Here is a 16974-nt window from a genome sequence, read left to right as displayed (position 1 = left end):
GCGGCGCGAGCTGGCGATCAACGCATGATGTAAAGTAAAAGACAGGCGCTTGCTTGCCTGTCTTTTATTATTTCCACCATGGACCGCTTGAAAATGATCACCATCAGTCCCTATTCAGAACAGTATCGCGACGGCGTAATCGCGTTGATCCTGCCGATCCAGCAGACCGAATTCGGCTTCGCAATCACTTTGCAGGAACAACCCGACCTGCTGGATATCCCCAATTTCTATCAAGGCGGCCACGGCAATTTCTGGATCGCCCGGGCCGGCGAGGAAGTGGTCGGCAGCATATCGCTGAAAGATATCGGCAACGCCCAGGGTGCGCTGCGCAAGATGTTTGTCAAGGCGCCGTTCCGCGGCCGCGAGCATCAGGTAGCCCATCGTTTGTTGCAAGAGCTGCTCGGCTGGTCGCGCCGGCAAGGACTACGGCAGGTGTTCCTGGGCACGACGGCAGCCTTCCTGGCCGCGCATCGTTTCTATGAAAAGAATGGCTTTGCCGAGATCGACGCCAGCGGCCTGCCGCCGGCTTTCCCACGCATGGGGCTCGATACCAGGTTCTATCGCCTCGACCTGTAATTTCAGCCAAGCCGCTGCACCAGGAAATCGACGAAGGTGCGCAGCTTGGCGGTGGGCCTGGCGTCCCGGGTCCGGACCAAGTGTACCGGACGTGCCGGCAGTTCCCAGTCCGGCAGCAATCGCACCAGCTGGCCGCAGCCGATGGCGCTCTCCAGCAGCATGTCCCCTTGCACCACCACGCCCATGCCGTTCACGGCGGCAGCCAGCAGGGCTTGGCCGCTATTGGTGGCAAACGAGCCGCGCACCGGCACCGGCAGCGTCTGCCCGTCCTGGGTAAAGCGCCATTCGTGGTCTTTGCCCCAGGACATGAAACCGAGGCAGTTGTGGCTGGCCAGATCGGATGGATGTTGCGGCGTGCCGTGGCGCGCCAGGTAAGTCGGACTGGCCACTGCAAACATGTGCGATGGGCGCAACGGACGGGCAACCAGGTTGGCGCCGGCCAGGCTGCCGGAGCGCAGCGCCAATTCAAAACCTTCTTCCACCATGTCCACCACGCGGTCGTTCAAGACCAGCTCCACCTGCACTTCCGGGAACAGGGCCATGTAATCGCCGATCAGCGGCACCAGGCGGTGCGCGCCATAGGTGACCGGCGCGGTCATCCGCAATTTACCGCGCGGGACATCGCGCAACGCCTCCGCCACATAGTCGGCAGCCTGCACGCTGTTGAGCACGTCGCGGCAGCGCTCGACGTATACGCTGCCGATCTCGGTCAGGCTGTGGCGGCGCGTAGTGCGGTCCAACAAGCGCGCGCCCAGGTGCGCCTCCAATGCCCGCACATGGTTGGCGACCATGGTAGTGGAGAGCGAAAATTCGTCGGCGACGGCTGCAAAGCTGCCTTTTTCCACCACGCGTACGAAGACTGCCATGCTGGTTAATCTGTCCATTCCAAAGCCTGAGTGTCGAGTGAAGAAATGAAAGGTCAGTTTATCAAATATGGCGCCGGAGTGAGAATGGCTTGTCCCTGCCTTGAACCGGAGAAAAAAGATGAAGCCGACTACCCTTTTGCATGCCGCAGCATTGCTGGCCGCCTTGCTGCTTTGCCAACGTACCGTCCTCGCCGGCGAAACAGCGTCGCCGACCCTGACTCTGCCGGCAGACTGGTATCCGGAAAGCGTCGCGGCCGGACCGGACGGCTCGTTTTACATAGGCAGCTGGCGCCAAGGCGCGGTGGCGCGCGTGCGACCGGACGGGGCGGCGCCGGAAATCCTGGTGGCGTCCGGTTCCAACGGCCTTGCCAACGGCCAGGGCGTACTGGTCGACGCCCCCCATCACTTGCTGTGGATCTGTTCCGGCAACTGGGGCTACACCAGCGTGCCCTCCACGCCCAGCGCGCTGAAAAGCTACGACCTCGCCAGCGGCGCGCCGCGCGCCAGCTACCTCATGCCCGACAAGGGTTATTGCAACGACCTGGCGCAGGACAGCCATGGCACGCTGTATGTCACCGACTCCTTCCATCCGCGCGTACTGCGCTTGCTGCCCGGCGCCGTGGCCTTGAGCGTATGGAAGGAAGACCCGGCTATGGGCGCCGGCAGCGATGGCATGTTCCTCAACGGCATTGCGCTCGACGGCGATCGGCAGCTGTATGTGAGCCTGCTGACGGCCGTGCCTTATGTGCTGAAAATCGATGTGGACCAGGACGGCGACGCCAGTCCGGTCAGCCGCATCGACATGCCGCGGGTCCTGAAGAACGCCGATGCGATACGCATCTATGCACCCGGCCGGATGGCGATTTTCGAGAGCAATGCTTTCGGCAAGACCGGCCCCTATGGCGGCCAGGTCAGCATCGCCAAGATAAGCGGCAGCAGCGCAACCCTGGAAACCATCGTGGCCGGGCTCAACGATCCATCGTCCGGGGTGATCGTCGGCGACCGCGTATATTTCATCGAATCGAAGTATTCGCTGCTGTTCCAGCACAAGGACGATCCTGCCGCCATCCCGGTCAATGTGCCTTTCGACCTGCAGTCGCGCCAGCTGCCGAAATAGACCGCCCGGCATGCAGCGTCGGACCAAAACGGATAGGATGATGCTCCCGGCTTGATGCCCATCCTTCCAGGAGTCCGACATGCAGTCCTTATCGATGTACCAAATCTCCGTTCCGGTGTTCGTGCGTGGCTTGGGCGTGCTTGCCGGCTACCTGGACAAGGCCGAAGCCCACGCCAAAGCCGGCAACACCGATCCTGCCGAGATGGTCAACGCCAGGCTGGCGCCGGACATGCTGTCGCTGGCAGGACAGATCCAGCGCGCCAGCGACGCCTCGAAGAACGCAATCGGCCGGCTGTCGGCGGTCCAGGCGCCGCGCTTTGAAGACAACGAGACGACATTTGCCGAGTTGCAGGAGCGGATTGCAAAGACAATCACCTTCCTGGAAAGCGTACAGCCGGCGGATTTGCAAGACAGCGCCACGCATCCGGTTACCTTAACCTTCGGCAAATTCAAAACCACTTTGCAAGGCGACGCCTACCAGCTGACCTTCGCCCTGCCGAATTTTTTCTTCCACGTAGCCACCGCCCATGCCATCCTACGCAACCAGGGAGTAGCCGTAGGAAAACTGGACTACCTAGGCCACTTCGACATAGAACCGGCTTAACCGCAATTAATTAGGGTCAGAGTCGAATTAACTTAGCAATAATTAATTAGGGTCAGAGTTGAATTAATTTTTAAGAATTAATTCAACTCTGACCCTAATTAAATGGCCGATGGGCATATCTTGCCGTATTTGATGCGGCAGGGCGCTAGCTGCGAACCGGCTGTTCCTGGAGCACGTCAATGCCGACGTGACATAGCTCCTTCTCTTGCGTCCTTCTCTGCAAGGCATGCAATATCGCCAGGCTGTTGGCTGCTTGCGCAACCGGCTGGATCCTGGTCCTTGCGATTTCCTGGTAAATGCCCTCGATCTCGGCGACGGCGCGTTCATTGCGCGGGCTTGGTTCAAATACGCTCAGGCCGCGCTCGAAGAGGCTGCGGTCGTCTATCCACTCGTGGATCACCGTCTCGGCCAGGGTTGCGGTCAGGATTTCTTTTGCCAGGGCCCGGGCTGGGCTGGCTTCCGCGCCTGCGGCAGCGTCGAAAGCGCTGATGGCCTGGACTTCCACCACCAGTATGCGCAACGCAGGATTGAACAGCCGCGCAGCTTCGATGCGCTCGATCAGCGCCTGCCGGTTGCAATCCTGGCGAGAATGGACCGGAATCACCAGCACATCGGTGACGACCAGTGCTGCATTAGTGCTGCGCGCGTCGCTGCCGTCCGCATCGATCACCGTTTCCGGATAATGCACCCGGTAGTAGGATGCCGGATTTTCCAGGTCCGACTCCAGGTCTGCGCTGCCACGCACAGTAATCTTCTGCTTGGCGCCGGCAGCCCGGCGCCGAGTATTCCAGCCCAATGCATACTGCAGCGACGTGGCGTCAGCCAGCAGCACCCTGCGCTGGCTCTGTGCGCAATGCGCAGCCAGGTTGAGTGCGATGATTGACCGTTTGGCAAATTCGTCTTCGCTGAAAATCGTGATGATGGCCCGCCTGCTGTCTCTGATGAGACCAGTCTAGGGAAACGCGTATAAAGATGTCGTAAAAATGCAGGCGGATTGTATAAACGACGGCTAAAAAATAAGCCGGCCTCAAGGCTGGCTTATATAAAACGCCGGGTCTTGGCCGGGTTCACATGCTGTCAGCCGGATCGGGTCCCAGTTCCAGCACGCCGCGCAACTCCTTCTTTGCGGCGTCGAACGCGGTGTTGAAGTCGTCCCGGGTCTGCAGCCTGGCGGCGATCACGGTGCCTGTGATGCGCCCGGTTTCGATGTCGGAACGATAGTGCACGCCGCCGATGATGCGGTTGTTGGCGTATTCGGCGGCGCGCGCCATGATCTCGGCGCGTTTTTCCGGCACCATGTTGGACAAGACGATGCCCATCAGCGTACCGGCCGTGGCGTGGCCGGACGGGTAGGCGCCGGAGCGCGACAATTTGACCACCGGCTTGACCAGCTCGCTATAAATGAATGGCCGCGGACGCTTCCAGATGTCCTTGTAGGTGTCGACCACGGCGCCTTCCGAATCAACCACGCGCTGGAAAAACTGGGCGAACAGCGGCAGCTGGTCGCGTTTGAATTTCACGCCCATGACATCGGCAAAACGCCAGATGTCTTCCGTGGCGTCGGCTTGCGAACGCGCCACCATTGCCGGCGTGCGCGCGGCTTGCAGGGCGAGGATTTCGCTGAGCTCGGCCTTGGTTTGCGGCGAATCGTTGGCGGGCGGCGGCGGCAGCAGCTTGACCAGGTCGATTTCCTTCGACGTGATGAACGGATTTTCTTCGCGCGCTTGCACCGACGCACTGCAGGCGACGAAAGACACGAGCAGTATTGAGGCAATGAGTTTACGCATGAACGGCACTTTCAAATTAAAAAGGCAGGGAGCGGCGCTCCCCGCTGGTTGCTTAAAAATCCAGGTTCAGCGCCAGCGACAGGCTGCGCGCCGGCAGCAGTGTCAACGCATCGCCGGGCGCCGGCGCCGAGCTGCTGGTGCTGGCCGGGTTGACGCCGACTATGCTGTGCTTGTCGAACAGGTTATTGATGCCGAACTGGATCTTGGCCTGCTTGACGAATTGCGCCGGACGCTTGATCGTGTAGTTGACGAACAGGTTGGAGATGGTGAACGGGCTGATCTTGACCGCCTGGTGCACGCTGCCGTTGTCGTTGTACATGGTGCCGACCCGCTTGTTGAGCCAGCCGATATTCCAGCCGCCGCGGTTGTAGTTCAGGCCCAGTGTTTCGGTGTCGCTGGGGGCGCCGGCCACCCACTGGCCGCTGGCGAACTTGGCGCTGCCGTAGGTGGCGTTGGCGTACAGGCTGAAGCCGGCGCCCAGTACTACGTTGCCTTCCGCTTCGATGCCCTGGGTAGTAGAGCTGCCGTTGGCGAAGAAGGTGGTATTGCCGGCATTGTCGGTGAACGACGAATAGGCGTTGTCGAACTTGATGTGATAGGCATCGACGTCGAACGTGAAGCTATCCGATTTCCAGACCGAACCGATCTGGAACGTCTTGCTCTTGATCGACGACGGCAAGGCCGTGACGTTGGCGTTCTTGACATCGAACACGCTGCTCGGCGGGATTTCATCGCCGGCGGCGTACTGGCCGTAGACCGACCAGTTCGGCTGCAGCATGTAATGCACGTCGATCGAAGGCAGCACCGTGTTGTAGGTGACGGCGTGCTGGACGCTCGGCTGGCCGCCCAAGTTGCCGACGGTCTTGCCGTTATCGGCATATTGGGTCAGGTCCTGCCGGTACGAGGAATACTTCACGCCCGGCGTGATTTTCAGGTCCTTGGCGACCTGGAATTCGTATTCGACAAAAGGCTGCAAGGTAGTGGTCTTGAAACGTTCGTGGAAATTCGGCAGCGCCGCATCGACCCAGGTACGCGGATCGGACGGAATCTGGTAGCGGTTGGTGTCGGCGTTTTCCGCCCACAGGCCGGTGCGCAGGATGCCGAAAGCGGATTCCTGGCTAAGCCGCAGCAGGTTGCCGTAGGTGCGGTAGCTGTTGAGCTTGTCGGTGGCGCTGGTGGCGGTGATGGTGCTGCCGTTGTAGTTCTGCTGGTTGTGATAGGCATAGGTGTAGAGCTTGTCGTCCAGCTTCCAGCCGCCGCCCAGGTTGGAAGTGAGGCCTGCGTATTCGAAATCCGAAGTGACATGGTAGAAATTGTAGCCCCAGTAGTTGGCTTGCTTGGGGTTGTTGCTGAGCAGGTAGTCGTCGCCGAACTGCGCGACCTGGGCCCGCGTCGGCCCCTTGATGTTCGGGGTATTGGCTTTCAGGTCGATGTAAGAGCCGAACAAGGTCAGCGCCGTGTCTTTGGTGATCGCATATTGATATTTGAGCGAAACCGCGTCGCGCGTCTGCTTGTTATAGCTCTGGTAGCCGTCCGATGTCATCTGGTGCGCATTGACCAGCAGGTTGGAAGCGCCGTCGGCGCCGAACTGGCCGCTTTCAAATTCCGCGCCGTAGATCTTGGTATTGAACGAGCCGTAGGAATCGAACACGCCGATGCGCTGCTCCGGCTCCAGGTTGCGCGACAGCAGGTTGACCGAACCGCCGAAATTGGCCGGGCCGACGGTGGCGGCCGAGCCGGGGCTGCGGTCGATCACCGCGCCGCCCAGGAACTGGCTGGGGAAAAATGCCCAGGTGTGGTGCGACGGACTGTTGGTGTCCTGGAACGGGATGCCGTCAAAGCTGACCGTATAGTCGCCGTCGGCAAAGCCGCGGAAGAACGTCTTGGTGTCGCCCAGGCCGACGCCGTTCGGGCTGTAGCTGTACATGCCTGGCGTCATCTGCAGCACCTGGCTGAAATCGGCCACCGGCGAGGTCAGGTTGCGGATGAATTCATCGCTCACTATCGATTGCGCCGAACGCGCCGTCAGCGAACCCTGCGACAGCGCGGTCTTGGCTGCGGTAACCGTCTTGCCGGTAATTTCAACGATACCGGTATCGCCATCGGCGCCGCCATCGCCGGCAGCGGCGACTTGCTGCGCGCTGGCGATCATCGGCGCAGCCATGCAGACTAATGCGTACAAGACCTGCCGGGTACCTGGTTTCAAACTGGGGCGCTTCATTTCGATGTTTCCTTTTTAGAATCGTTGCCGCAAAAAATCGGAAGAAAATATCCGGCGCATGGCATGCAGGTAGCCGTTGGCCGTAGTTCGGGGCGAAGCATAAGCCTTGAAAATTAAGCGAAAATGAGCTGTACGGAATCTGTCTGATTTACGTCAATCGGCGGCATATTTCATGCGCTGGTCATAATCGGCTGCTATCTTCAAGGGTCGACTAAGGCGGATCCGATGCGCTTACTTCTGATTGAAGACGACTACATGCTGGGCAACAGCATCCGCACAGGGTTCTATCCCTATGGCTTCACCGTCGACTGGACACAGGACGGGATTGCCGCCGAAGCCGCGCTGGCCGCCGAGACTTATTCCGCGGTGCTGCTGGACCTGGGCCTGCCGCGCAAATCGGGGCTGGAAGTACTGAAGAAAATGCGCTCCGACAGCAACGGCACGCCGGTCATCATCCTCTCGGCCAGCGACCGCGTGCTGAACCGGATCGAAGGACTGGACGCCGGCGCCGACGATTACCTGAGCAAACCGTTCGACCTGGATGAATTGGCGGCGCGCGTGCGCGCCTTGCTGCGCCGTAGCGGCGGCCGCACCAGCCCGCTGCTGACGCACGGCGACATCCATTTCGACCCGGCCAGCAATACCGTCGCCTACAAGGGGAAAAACATCGCCTTGAGCAGCCGCGAGCTGATGGTGCTGGCGGCATTGATCGAGAAACCGGGCGCCGTGCTGTCGCGCGCGCAGCTGGTCGACAAGGTGTATGGCTGGAACGATGAGGTGGAGAGCAACACCATCGAGGTGCACATCCACGCGCTGCGAAAAAAACTGTCCCCGGGGGTGATCCGCAACATTCGTGGCCTGGGTTATATGCTCGCCGGCGAAGAGAATTCGTGTGTCAATTAGGAACCGCCTGCTGTTCTGGCTGCTGTCCGGCCTGACCATCCTCGGCGCATGCTTTGTGCTGGCCGATTACCTGATCGACCGCGCCCTGCTGGCCGATATCTACGACGACCAGATGAGCCAGATCGCCTCCGCCATTCCGGTGCATTTCAGCGGCAGCGACCTGGAAACCAGCGGACCGGCGCTGAAATACGACGGCGACGACAGCATCCTGCAGATCTGGGATCAAAACGGCAAGCTCAGCTACAACTCCCATCCAGCCATCGTCCTGCCGCGATTTTCAACCCTGGGTTTCAGTGAAACCAGATGGCGCGGCAGCGAGTGGAAACTGTTCATCCGCAAGACCGACCGCAACCTGATCCAGGTGGCGCAATCGCTGACCGGCAGGCGCAATATCGCCATCGAGCATGCACTGCGTTCGCTGATACCGCTGCTGATTTTCTTGCTGATCATGGCCCTGCTCATCCACTGGAGCGTCGGCACCGGCCTGCAATCGCTGACCCGCCTGTCGCAAGAGCTGGCCAAGCGCACTCCCGACAAGCTGGGCCGGCTCGCTACGCAGGACCAGCCTGCCGAAATCAGGCCGCTGACGCATGCGCTCGACACCTTGCTGCAGCGCCTGGGCGTCGCCCTCGAAAGCCAGAAAAAATTCATCGCCGATGCTTCGCATGAATTGCGCACCCCGCTGGCCACCTTGCAGATCCAGACCCAGCTGGTAGAACAGTCGCTGGGCAGCGGGCGCGAAACCCGCGCGCTGGCGGACCTGAAGGCCGGCGTCAAGCGTACCAGCCACCTGGTCGAGCAATTGCTGATGGTGTCGCGCCTGGAGTCGGCCGGCATCCACGATCCGCACATCCCGCTGCAGCTGCATGAAATTGCCCGCGAGGTCACCATCGACCTGATCCCCTATGCCAGCACGCGCAAGATAAATCTCGGGGTCGAGCAGCTGGATGCCGGCCTCATCATGGGATCGGAGCATCATCTGCACATCCTGCTACGCAACCTGATCGACAACGCCGTGCGCTACACCCCCAGCGGCGGCCAGGTCGACGTCACCATCCGCGCCCGGCAGGACCAGATCCTGCTGGAAATCGAAGACAGCGGGCCGGGTATTCCGCCAGCCGAACGGGAACGCGTGTTCGACCGCTTCTACCGTTGCCTGGTGCCGCAGGCCACCGGCAGCGGCCTCGGCCTGGCGATCGTCAAGCAGGTGGCGGAACTGCACCAGGCTGAAGTGCAGCTAGGCCAGGCCCGGCGCCTGTCGGGATTGAAAGCCAGCGTCATCTTCAAAAGAGCAGCATAAGCGCGCCCGCAAAATTCCTGTTGACTTAAAGTTTACTTGAACTTGCATACTGCGCCAGTCAACCACTGATCTTGGGGCCGTCACATGAATCAACGACTACGCGAACCAACCCTGCACCGCCTGCTCGACGCCAACGCCCGCTTTGCCAGCGACGGCAAGGGCACCACCAACCATTGCCCGATGGCGCTGTGCGCCCTGGCCGGCATGGGCGCCCAGCCGGAGCGCCTGCAGGAATTTTTTGACATGTGGGAGCGCCGCTTCGCGGTGCCCGCCAGGCCGGCAGTTAACGCGGTCAGCCGCGAAACATGGCTGGCCTGCCTCGGCGACGCCAGCGCTTTTAGCGCCCTGCGCGAATATTTTGAAGAGTGGATCTGGAGCGCAGGCGCCGATGCCGTGCTTGAACAAGTGCTGGGCAAGATACCGTTTGCACCGGCCAGCGGCGCATTCCATGCCCTGATCCGGCTTGCCTACGGCCTGGAAGCGCAGCATCTCAGCGAAATCGCCGCCGGGCTGGCGGCGCTGGTGTGCGGCAACCTGCATATCGACACCGGATCGCACCGGCGGGCGCCGGCGGCTTCGGTAAACCAGGGCCTGGCGATTTTGTCGCGGGCATTGCATGGCACGGTGTTCACCGGCGGCATGATTGTCGCGCGCCTGCGGGCGGTGGCCGATTACCCGCTGTTTTACGCAGTGCTGCCGGCCGCGCCGGCACAGCCGCAGCTGCTGGACGACATGGCGCGGGCGGTAATTGCCCTGTACTGGCAGACCAATAATTTCACCGCCTTGCATATCGTCACCGGCCTGCATGCGGCGCGCCGGGTGCTGTCCCATTTGCCGGCAGCGCTGGTCCAGCGCCTGCTGCCGGAGTTGTGGGTGGCGCTTTGCGCTGCATATGTGTCGATAGGCGCGCCGCCCCTGGCAACATCGAATGCGACACTCGATGACGAGGAAACCCTGGCCGACAGCCCGGACACCTGGCAGGACCTGTTCACCACCGCCATCGCTTCCGACGACGACCATGTGATCAAGATGGTCTACACCTGCTATTGCGAAAACCTGCGCGCGCCGTCGCCGCTGTACCTGGCGGCAGCAACGCGGCGGGCCGGCCGCATGTTCCAGATGCATTGATAGGCGGCCGGCCTTGCCAGCCGCATCGGCTATGGCAGGTCGACGATCTCGATCCAGTTGGGATTTGCCCCCATATCGTACTGATGCAGCAAACGCAGGGCGCCGCTGTTCTGGTCGATGGCGTAGCTGCTCATGCGGTTCGATTTCTGGCCGACCGCCAGCAAGTAGCGGCCGCCTGGATCGATATTGAAGCCGCGCGGCTGAGTCTCGGTGGGAAAAGTGCCGATCAGGGTCAATGCGCCGTTATCGGGATCGACGGCAAAGCCGGTCAGCGTGCTGGAGGTGCGCTCCGAGGCGTACAGAAAACGACCGTCGGGCGTCAGGTGCAGGTCGGCCGGCGCCAGCGCCGCGCCCTGGAAATCCTTGGGCCGCAGGGACACCGAAGCCTGCAATGTCAAGACGCCGCTGCCGGCATCGTAGCGATAAGTATTCAGGCTGCCGTCCAGTTCGTTGGTGCCGTAGACGAAACGGGCGCGGCGGTCGAACACGAAGTGGCGTGGGCCGGCGCCCTGCCTGGTTTCCACATACGGCGGAACGTTGGGCGTGACCTGGCCGCTGCTTGCATCGAAGCGATATTGCAGGATGACGTCGCCACCCAGGCTGCTGGCAAACAGGTAGGTATTGGCCGGATCGGTCGCTATCGCATGGGCTTTTTCCCGGGTCGGAATCACCGCCAGCGGCTGCGCTCCTACATCGCCCTTGTCGGCAATCGGGTTGATGGAAATCTTGTTGCCGGTGTAGGACGCCGCCAGCAAGAAACGGCCCGTCTTGTCGGTCGCCAGGTTGGCCATGTTGTCGGCCAGCGGCACGGTCGACAACAGGCTCAGCTTGCCGCTTTGGCGGTCGATGGCGAAACTGCTGACTGAATACGGCAGCGAACGCAAGGAGGCGTACAGGAAGCGGCGGTCGGGGCTGACCGCCAGCGGCATGACCGTGCCGCCGGTCGCCACCTTCTCCACCAGGCTGGCGCTGCCGTCCGACTGGCTCAGCTCCATGACATAAATGTCGCGGCTGTCGGCGTTCGACACATACACCATGGTTTTGGCCGAAGCCAAAGCCGAAACGTTCATCATCATGAACCCCAGGGAAAGACACAGACGGCAGAAATATTGATGCATTTTATCCTGTCAGGTGATCGGCGCCGGATTGAACAGCGTCAAGGCATTGTGCAGTTTGTGATGCTCGGCCCAGGTCTGCTTGCGGCCGCTGGCGACATCCAGCATCAGGTGGAACAGTTCCCAGCCGACGTCTTCGATGCTGGCCTCGCCGCTGGCGATGCGGCCGGCGTTGATGTCCATCAGGTCGTGCCAGCGCCGCGCCAGGTCGTTGCGGGTGGCGACCTTGATCACCGGCACCGCGGCCAGGCCGTAGGGCGTGCCGCGGCCGGTGGTGAAGACATGCAGGTTCATGCCGGCCGCCAGCTGCAAGGTGCCGCAGACAAAATCGCTGGCAGGCGTGGCGGCGTAGATCAAACCCTTTTGCCTGAGTTTGTCGCCTGGCGACAGCACGCCGGAAATCACGCTGCTGCCGGATTTGACGATAGAGCCCATGGCCTTTTCGACGATGTTGGCCAGGCCGCCCTTCTTGTTGCCGGGCGTGGTGTTGGCGCTGCGGTCGACGCCGCCGCGGGTCAGGTAATCGTCATACCACGCCATCTCGCGGATCATGGCTTGCGCCACCTCGGCGCTGGCGGCGCGCGCGGTCAACTGGTCGATACCGTCGCGCACTTCGGTGGTTTCGGAAAACATCACGGCGGCGCCGGCGCGCACCAGCAGGTCGCTGGCGAAGCCTACCGCCGGATTCGCGGTCACGCCCGAAAAGGCGTCGCTGCCGCCGCACTGGACGCCGACCACCAGCTCCGACGCCGGGCAGGTAACGCGGCGGCGCTTGTCCAGTTCAGCCAGCTGTTCCTTCGCCGTGGCCATGATGGACACGATCATCGATTCGAAACCGACATGCTCTGCATCTTGCAGACACACCACGCGCAAGCCGTCTTCCCTGCCGCCGGTGCTTTGGATGGGAATCGAACCCTGCGGGAACAACCGTCCCGGCTGCAGTTTTTCGCAGCCCAGGCTGACCACCATCGCCTGGCCGCCGAAATTCGGATTCATGCTAATGTTGCGCAGGGTGCGGATCGGAATCTCGGCGCCCGGCGCGTCGATCGCCACGCCGCAGCCATAGGTGTGCTCCAGGCCGATGACATCGTCGACATGCGGATAAGCGGGCAGCAGCTCGGCCTTGATGCGCTTGACCGCATGCTCCACCACCCCGGACACGCATTGCACCGTGGTGCTGATCGCCAGGATGTTGCGGGTGCCGACTGAGCCGTCGGCGTTGCGATAACCTTCGAAGGTATAGCCTTCCAGCGGCGCCGCCACTGCAGGAGTGCGGGTGGCGATCGGCAGGTTGCTCAGTTCCCGCGCCGGCGGCATCCTGACCAGCGATTCGTCAATCCAGCTGCCTTGCGCGATCGGCCGCTGCGCATAACCGATCACCACGCCGTAGCGCACGATCGCCTCGCCTTCGGCAATCTCGCCCAGGGCAACCTTGTGGCCTTGCGGCACCTTGTCGCGCAGCACCAGCCCGCAGGGAAATACCGAACCGGCAGGCAAGCCGCCGTCGTTGGCGACGATGGCGACGTTGTCTTGCTCCTGCATGCGGATATACAACGGCGCGTTACTGTCGGTTGCTGCCTTGCTCATGATTCCACTCCAGATAATTTCTTGTACGGCTGCCCTGCATCGTCCAGCGGCTTGAGCTCGACGCGCTTGATGTCTTTCACGATCACCAGGTAGCTGATCACGGCCAGCAAGGCATTGGCGCCGACGTACACCAGCGCCCACTCGAAGGAACCGGTCTGCTTGATGATATAGCCGATCACGATCGGCGCCGTGATGCCGGCGATGTTGCCGAACATGTTGAACAGGCTACCGGTGAGGCCGATGATTTCTTTCGGCGAAGTATCCGCCACCACTGCCCAGCCGAGGGCGCCGACGCCCTTGCCGAAAAACGCCAGCGCCATGATGCCGACCACCATCCACTGGGTATCGACGTAATTGCACAAGATCATGGTGGTCGACAGCAGCAGCCCGGCGACGATGGGAATCTTGCGCGCCCAGGTCAGCGAAAAACCGCGCTTGATCAGCCGGTCCGAAATCAGGCCGCCCAGCACCCCGCCCAGGAAACCGCAGATCGCCGGCAGCGACGCCACGATGCCGGCCTTCAGGATCGACATGCCGCGCTCCTGCACCAGATAGATCGGAAACCAGGTCAGGAAAAAATAGGTGATGGTATTGATGCAGTACTGGCCGAGGTAGACGCCGGCCAGCATGCGGTTGCTGAGCAGCTGCTTGAGATAACCCAGCTTGACGCCGCGGTTCACCTGCGGGCCCTTGCCTGCCGCACGTCCTTGTCTCTGCCCCAGTCCCTGATCCATGTCGACCAGGCCGCCGCCGTCGCGGATATGCGCCAGTTCCGCCGGCGTCATGCGCGGATGGTCTTTCGGGCTGTACATCACCTGCATCCAGACCATGCTCAGCACCAGCCCGGCCGCGCCCATGACCACGAACGTTTCCGACCAGCCGTAGGCGTGCGTGATCCAGGCCATCAGGGGCGCGAACAATACCGTGGCGAAATATTGCGCGGAGTTGAAAATCGCCGAGGCGGTGCCGCGCTCGGTAGTCGGGAACCAGGCGGCGACGATGCGGCCGTTGGCGGGAAACGACGGCGCTTCCGCCAGGCCCACCATGAAACGCAGCATGAACAAGGCCGGCACCGCCCACAGCACGCCAAGGAAATGCACGCCGCCCTGCAGCAGGGTGAACAGCGACCAGATGAAGATACTGGCGGCGTACACCCGTTTCGAACCGTAGCGGTCAAGCAGCCAGCCGCCCGGCAATTGCCCCAGCACATAGGCCCAGCTGAAAGCCGAGAAGATGAAACCCATGGTGACCGCATCGAAGCCCAGCTCGCCCTTCATCGCCGTGCCGGCAATGGAAAGAATCGCACGGTCAGCGTAATTGAAAGTGGTCACCGCAAACAGCATGAACAAAATCATGTAGCGCAGCTTGCCGCGCGGGGCTATTGCCGGCCCCGCCGTTTTATCGTTATTCACTTACGTCTCCTGTTTCGCCAGAGTCGGCGCCTGCGGCAAAGCGGCCTGGAATGCGCAGCTTCCGCCACTCGCGGCCCGCACCGCGTGCTGCGGGTCCAGGCCGAGGGCTTGTTACAAGGCGCCGTTCTTATTATTCTTGATGTTTAACTTGCGTTAAACTACCGTGATGTTATCAGTCATCCTACAACTTGAATCGTAGTATAATCAGCGAAAAATATTTTAGCAACTAGATTTACCTTTCTCGCGGCCCCCACCTATGAATACACCGCTCAATACATCGCTCACGGCGCAGCCCGATCCTGGCGCACCGCGCAAGAAGCATCGCAACCTGGCGCAGAGCGTGGTCGCCAATATTGCCGACAGTATTCGCAGCGGCAGCAGCAAGCCGGGGGACAAGCTGCCGACCGAATCCGAGCTGATGCGCACCCAGGGCGTCAGCCGTACCGTGATCCGCGAGGCGATTTCGCACCTGCAGGCGTCGGGGCTGGTAGAGACGCGCCACGGCATCGGCACTTTTGTGCTGGCGGCCAGCAGCTCCAGCAACTTCGACATCGATCCGGAAACCGTGATCACCATGCGCGATATCCTGGCCATCCTGGAACTGCGCATCAGCCTCGAAGCGGAAGCTGCCGGGCTGGCTGCGGCGCGCCGCAGCGACGAGCAGCTGGCGCAGATGCGGATGGCGCTGGACGCCTTCCAGAAGAGCGCCCATGAGCACGGCGACTCGGTCGCGGCCGATGTCCAGTTCCACCTGCACATCGCGCAAGCCACCGGCAACCGTTATTTTGTCGACATCCTGACCCACCTCGGCACCACCATCATTCCGCGCACCCGGATCAATTCCGCCAAGCTGGCGCATGACGATCCGGCGGCTTACCTGGACCGCGTCCACCGCGAACACGAAGATATCTATAATGCCATCGTGCGCCAGGATCCGGAAACTGCGCGGGCTGCGATGCGCACCCACCTGAGCAACAGCCGCGAGCGTTTGCGCAAGGTGCAGGACAGCATGGCGCTAGCGTCGTAACTCAGCGGCCAGTAGGGTGGGCACCTGTGCCCACGCGTAACCGAGATAACCGAATTACATCCGCGTGGTATCGGAATGGCATGTACGTGGCGTGAATTCACGCGTGGGCACAGGTGCCCACCCTACCAGCCTTTTGCCGCCGTTTTTCTCTCTCTCCAATTAAACAAACAACATTTCCAGGCTTGCATACTGCAAATCTTTGTTGTACGATGACTGATAACTCAATCACCCGGATGCCGGACGCCTTCTTGCGGCGCAAGCATCCGATTATCAACCGCAGCACTACTTCATCCCTAGACCATGACTCCTCAAGAACTCAAACAAACGCTTTCCTCCGGCCTGCTGTCCTTCCCGATCACCGATTTCGATGCGCAAGGCGAATTCCGCCCCAGCACCTATGCAGCTCGGCTCGACTGGCTGGCGCCCTACGGTGCGAGCGCCTTGTTTGTGGCGGGCGGCACCGGCGAGTTCTTTTCGCTGACGACCGCGGAGTATTCCAACGTGGTGCGGGTGGCGGTCGAAACCTGCCGCGGCAAAGTGCCTATCCTGGCCGGCGCCGGCGGCCCGACCCGCACCGCGATCGCTTTCGCGCAGGAAGCCGAACGCCTCGGCGCGCAAGGCATCCTGCTGATGCCGCACTACCTGACCGAAGCTTCGCAAGACGGCCTGGTCGCGCATGTGGAAGCCATCTGCAACTCGGTGAAATTCGGCGTGGTGGTGTACAACCGCGGCATCTGCCGCCTGAATGCGGATTCGGTAGAACTGCTGGCGGCGCGCTGCCCTAACCTGATCGGCTTCAAGGACGGCATCGGCGACATCGAACTGATGGTGTCGATACGGCGCCGCATGGGCGATCGCCTGAGTTATCTCGGCGGCTTGCCGACAGCGGAACTGTTTGCCGCGCCCTACAAGGCGCTCGGCGTGCCGGTGTATTCCTCGGCGGTATTCAATTTCCTGCCGAAGATGGCGATCGATTTCTACAGCGCGATCAAGAACGACGACCACGCCACCACCGGCCGCCTGCTGGACGATTTTTTCCTGCCTTACCTGGCGATCCGCAACAAGAAAGCCGGTTACGCGGTCAGTATCGTCAAGGCCGGCGCCACCATAGTCGGCCATGACGGCGGGCCGGTGCGCACACCGCTGATTGATCTCAATGTGGAAGAACGGGAACAGCTGAAGGCACTGATTCTGGCGCAGGGACCGCAGTAATATCAGTGCGCTCACAAAAGCACTATCTGTAGGGTGGGCACGTTTTTTGTGCCCACGCGTATCAACAGCGTGGGCACAAAAACGTGCCCACCCTACCAAATGCCAGAAATCGAACTAAG

Annotated in this window: 15 protein-coding genes; 8 read left to right on the top strand and 7 right to left on the bottom strand. The window is 61.4% G+C overall.

Annotated elements, in window-relative coordinates:
• The first annotated feature begins 93 nt into the window (after positions 1-93).
• On the top strand, positions 94-576 hold the full coding sequence (locus tag CFU_RS01300) for a GNAT family N-acetyltransferase (RefSeq protein WP_041742899.1): 483 nt from the start codon (positions 94-96) through the stop codon (positions 574-576).
• 2 nt (positions 577-578) lie between these two features.
• Here the strand turns inward: CFU_RS01300 and CFU_RS01295 are convergent, their stop codons facing one another.
• Positions 579-1460 carry a LysR family transcriptional regulator gene (locus CFU_RS01295; RefSeq protein ID WP_014004240.1) on the bottom strand — a complete coding sequence of 294 codons (882 nt, stop codon included), beginning with the start codon at positions 1458-1460 and terminating at the stop codon, positions 579-581.
• 100 nt (positions 1461-1560) lie between these two features.
• Between CFU_RS01295 and CFU_RS01290 the strand changes: the two genes are divergently transcribed.
• The gene (locus tag CFU_RS01290) at positions 1561-2559 is read left to right on the top strand and encodes an SMP-30/gluconolactonase/LRE family protein (protein WP_238531383.1); all 999 of its coding nucleotides are present in this window, start codon (positions 1561-1563) and stop codon (positions 2557-2559) included.
• A 79-nt stretch (positions 2560-2638) separates the two neighbouring features.
• Positions 2639-3163: a DUF1993 domain-containing protein gene (locus CFU_RS01285; RefSeq protein WP_014004238.1), complete on the top strand. Its 525-nt coding sequence runs from the start codon at positions 2639-2641 to the stop codon at positions 3161-3163.
• Positions 3164-3308: 145 nt separating this feature from the next.
• Here CFU_RS01285 and CFU_RS01280 read toward each other — a convergent pair whose 3' ends face one another.
• From CFU_RS01280 to CFU_RS01270, 3 genes are all read right to left on the bottom strand, one after another.
• Complete coding sequence (locus tag CFU_RS01280; protein ID WP_014004237.1) at positions 3309-3995, bottom strand: hypothetical protein; 687 nt, start codon at positions 3993-3995, stop codon at positions 3309-3311.
• A gap of 235 nt (positions 3996-4230) precedes the next feature.
• Entirely contained in the window at positions 4231-4950 is a 720-nt protein-coding gene (locus tag CFU_RS01275) for an acid phosphatase (RefSeq protein ID WP_041742897.1), read from the bottom strand.
• Positions 4951-5002: 52 nt separating this feature from the next.
• Positions 5003-7171: a TonB-dependent receptor domain-containing protein gene (locus tag CFU_RS01270; protein ID WP_014004235.1), complete on the bottom strand. Its 2169-nt coding sequence runs from the start codon at positions 7169-7171 to the stop codon at positions 5003-5005.
• A gap of 225 nt (positions 7172-7396) precedes the next feature.
• Between CFU_RS01270 and CFU_RS01265 the strand changes: the two genes are divergently transcribed.
• The 3 genes from CFU_RS01265 to CFU_RS01255 all read left to right on the top strand — a co-directional run bounded on the left by CFU_RS01265 (position 7397) and on the right by CFU_RS01255 (position 10502).
• The gene (locus tag CFU_RS01265) at positions 7397-8074 is read left to right on the top strand and encodes a response regulator transcription factor (protein WP_014004234.1); all 678 of its coding nucleotides are present in this window, start codon (positions 7397-7399) and stop codon (positions 8072-8074) included.
• Positions 8064-9374, top strand: coding sequence for an ATP-binding protein (locus CFU_RS01260; protein ID WP_041741055.1), 1311 nt, complete (start codon positions 8064-8066; stop codon positions 9372-9374). Before CFU_RS01265 ends, CFU_RS01260 begins: the two co-directional genes overlap by 11 nt.
• Before the next feature lie 84 nt (positions 9375-9458).
• The gene (locus tag CFU_RS01255) at positions 9459-10502 is read left to right on the top strand and encodes a questin oxidase family protein (protein ID WP_014004232.1); all 1044 of its coding nucleotides are present in this window, start codon (positions 9459-9461) and stop codon (positions 10500-10502) included.
• Between the two features lie 29 nt (positions 10503-10531).
• Here the strand turns inward: CFU_RS01255 and CFU_RS01250 are convergent, their stop codons facing one another.
• Genes CFU_RS01250 through CFU_RS01240 form a run of 3 tightly spaced genes read right to left on the bottom strand, consistent with a single transcriptional unit; the run spans position 10532 to position 14559 of the window.
• Entirely contained in the window at positions 10532-11578 is a 1047-nt protein-coding gene (locus tag CFU_RS01250; RefSeq protein WP_148264733.1) for a lactonase family protein, read from the bottom strand.
• A 51-nt stretch (positions 11579-11629) separates the two neighbouring features.
• Positions 11630-13204 (bottom strand): galactarate dehydratase, encoded by a 1575-nt coding sequence (gene garD, locus CFU_RS01245; protein ID WP_014004230.1) that lies wholly within the window; start codon positions 13202-13204, stop codon positions 11630-11632.
• Positions 13201-14559, bottom strand: coding sequence for an MFS transporter (locus CFU_RS01240; RefSeq protein WP_041742895.1), 1359 nt, complete (start codon positions 14557-14559; stop codon positions 13201-13203). The genes garD and CFU_RS01240 overlap by 4 nt, the downstream gene beginning before the upstream one ends.
• Before the next feature lie 313 nt (positions 14560-14872).
• On the opposite strand from CFU_RS01240, the gene CFU_RS01235 reads away from it, so the two are divergent.
• Complete coding sequence (locus tag CFU_RS01235) at positions 14873-15643, top strand: FadR/GntR family transcriptional regulator (protein ID WP_014004228.1); 771 nt, start codon at positions 14873-14875, stop codon at positions 15641-15643.
• Between the two features lie 300 nt (positions 15644-15943).
• On the top strand, positions 15944-16855 hold the full coding sequence (gene kdgD / locus CFU_RS01230; protein WP_014004227.1) for a 5-dehydro-4-deoxyglucarate dehydratase: 912 nt from the start codon (positions 15944-15946) through the stop codon (positions 16853-16855).
• Positions 16856-16974 lie beyond the last annotated feature (119 nt).

Source organism: Collimonas fungivorans Ter331, assembly GCF_000221045.1.
Taxonomy (GTDB): Bacteria; Pseudomonadota; Gammaproteobacteria; order Burkholderiales; family Burkholderiaceae_D; genus Collimonas; species Collimonas fungivorans_A.
This window is presented reverse-complemented; position numbering and strand designations above follow the sequence as displayed.